This is a genomic window from Romboutsia weinsteinii (genome assembly GCF_002250835.2).
Lineage (GTDB): Bacteria > Bacillota > Clostridia > Peptostreptococcales > Peptostreptococcaceae > Romboutsia_A > Romboutsia_A weinsteinii.
In genome coordinates this window covers 1-2,112 of sequence record NZ_NOJY02000127.1, presented here as the reverse complement: position 1 = coordinate 2,112, position 2,112 = coordinate 1, and the positions used below count along the sequence as shown (strand labels likewise).

Here is a 2,112-nt window from a genome sequence, read left to right as displayed (position 1 = left end):
TTTGTAGGAGCAGATAATTTTATTAAGATTATAACAGATCCAGATTATATAAAGGTATTCTTAAATAGCTTTTATTATTTTGTATCTGGTATATTACAAATGGTAGTATCGTTGTATTTTGCGATTTTGCTATCTGAAAAAGTTAAATTCAAATCTTTTTTTAAAGCAACTATATTTTTTCCAACATTAATTAGTGGAGTTGCAATATCTATGATGTTTAGGATGTTTTATAGTCCAGATGGAACATTTAATGAGTTACTTTCGATATTTGGACTTGAAGAACATATAAAATTTTGGATTGGAGATCCAAAGGTTGTGAATTATACATTGGCTAGTATTTCACTTTGGAGATATACAGGATTTAGTTTTATAATGTATCTTGGAGCAATTGCATCTATTCCAAAGGAGTATAAAAAAGTTGCTCAATTAGAAGGAGCATCATTTATACAACAAATACGATATGTGATATTACCAAATATACAAACAGTTATTAAATTGAATTTTATATTAATAACTATAGCAGCAATATCCGCATTTGAGATTCCCATGATTATGACTAATGGATCTAATGGAACATCAACCTTTTTACTACAAACCATGAAGACAGCATTTGAAAAGAGGATGTTTGGACTTGCATCTAGTATGGCTGTTATATTGGCTATAGCTATTGGTATATTGCTTATTTTACAAAATAAAATATATAGGAATGATAAAGATGGGTATTAAAAATATACTTAAAAAAACTATTATATATGGAAGTTTATTAATCTGGTCAATTGCTGCTTTATTGCCTATTTTGACTATATTTTTTGGATCTTTTAAAAGCTTTGATGAATTTACAAATACAACAGGTATTACACTACCGGATAATTTTTTTAACATGTCAAATTATAAATCAGCTTTACTTGAAGGGAATATGTTGGTAGGTTTTTTTAATACTTTTATATTAGTTTTATTTGGAGTGATAGGTAGTTTGATAGTTGGTTCTATGGTTGCTTATGCAATTAATAGACTTGATTTTAAAGGAAAAAAACTTATACTACTAATGTATTTAATTGTATCTATTGTGCCTATGGAAATATCACAAGTAGCTACATTTAAGTTGATTGATAAAATAGGATTATACAACACAAGATTAGCACCAATGCTTATATATATTGGTGCAGATGTAATTATGATATACATATATCTACAAGCATTAGATAAGGTTCCTCGTGAACTAGACAAAGCAGCCATGTTAGAGGGAGCTAATTATTTTCATATATATAGGAAGATAATTTTACCTCTAGTAAAACCTGCAACTGTCAGTATAATAATGATAAAAATTATTTCAATTTATAATGATTTTTATATTCCATTTTTATATATGCCAGATAAAGAATTACAGACAGTTTCTACAACTTTATTTAAGTTTATTGGGCCTTATGAGATCCAATGGCAAATTATTTGTGCTGGAATCATTATAAGTATGATTCCAATGATAATATTTTTTATTTTTTTACAAAAACACATTTATGAAGGTTTAACTTCAGGGAGTATTAAATAATGACTAAGAAGAATTTTTTTGAAAGAGCGTATACTGTAATGGAGGTAAGGACGGGGTTTGCAACAGGACTACCTGTTCTAAGTGGAGGATTATTTGGAGCTTATTTAGAAGGTAGGCTTGATATTTTATTACTTATACTTATGTTTATAACAGGATTTAGTTTAAATATAGTGGCAAATATAGCAAATGAGATAAGAGCATATTTAAAAAATGAAGAAAATGAAGACACATTTACAGGTCATATGGGCAGCGAAGGATTAGTAAGAGGAGACGCAAAGCTAATAGATGCAGTGGTAGTTATGATGATATTGTTAGTAGTAAGCGGGGTATGTGGACTATCTATAGTATTCATAACTAAAAATATTAATATATTAATAATCGGAGTAGTTAGTGTACTTGCCGCTGTAGGATATTCATTGGGACCTAAGCCATATATAGTATATCCAGTTGGAGAATTAATTTCAGGTGTATTTGTGGGGGCTATCAGTTGTTTTGTATCAGCGTATATTCAAACTAATACTATGAGTTACTCGATAGTTTTATATGCGCTAATAGCGATGATAATG

Annotated in this window: 3 protein-coding genes; all 3 read left to right on the top strand. The window is 28.7% G+C overall.

From position 1 onward, the window contains the following. A partial coding sequence (locus CHL78_RS20005; protein WP_147295871.1) for a carbohydrate ABC transporter permease occupies positions 1–726 on the top strand: 726 nt, incomplete at its 5' end. Next, a complete protein-coding gene (locus tag CHL78_RS20000; protein ID WP_094368797.1) occupies positions 716–1,546 on the top strand; it encodes a carbohydrate ABC transporter permease in 831 nt (276 codons plus the stop codon). The genes CHL78_RS20005 and CHL78_RS20000, both read left to right, overlap by 11 nt. Beyond that, positions 1,546–2,112: prenyltransferase (locus CHL78_RS19995; protein WP_199534139.1), on the top strand; the 567-nt coding region annotated here is incomplete at its 3' end. The genes CHL78_RS20000 and CHL78_RS19995, both read left to right, overlap by 1 nt.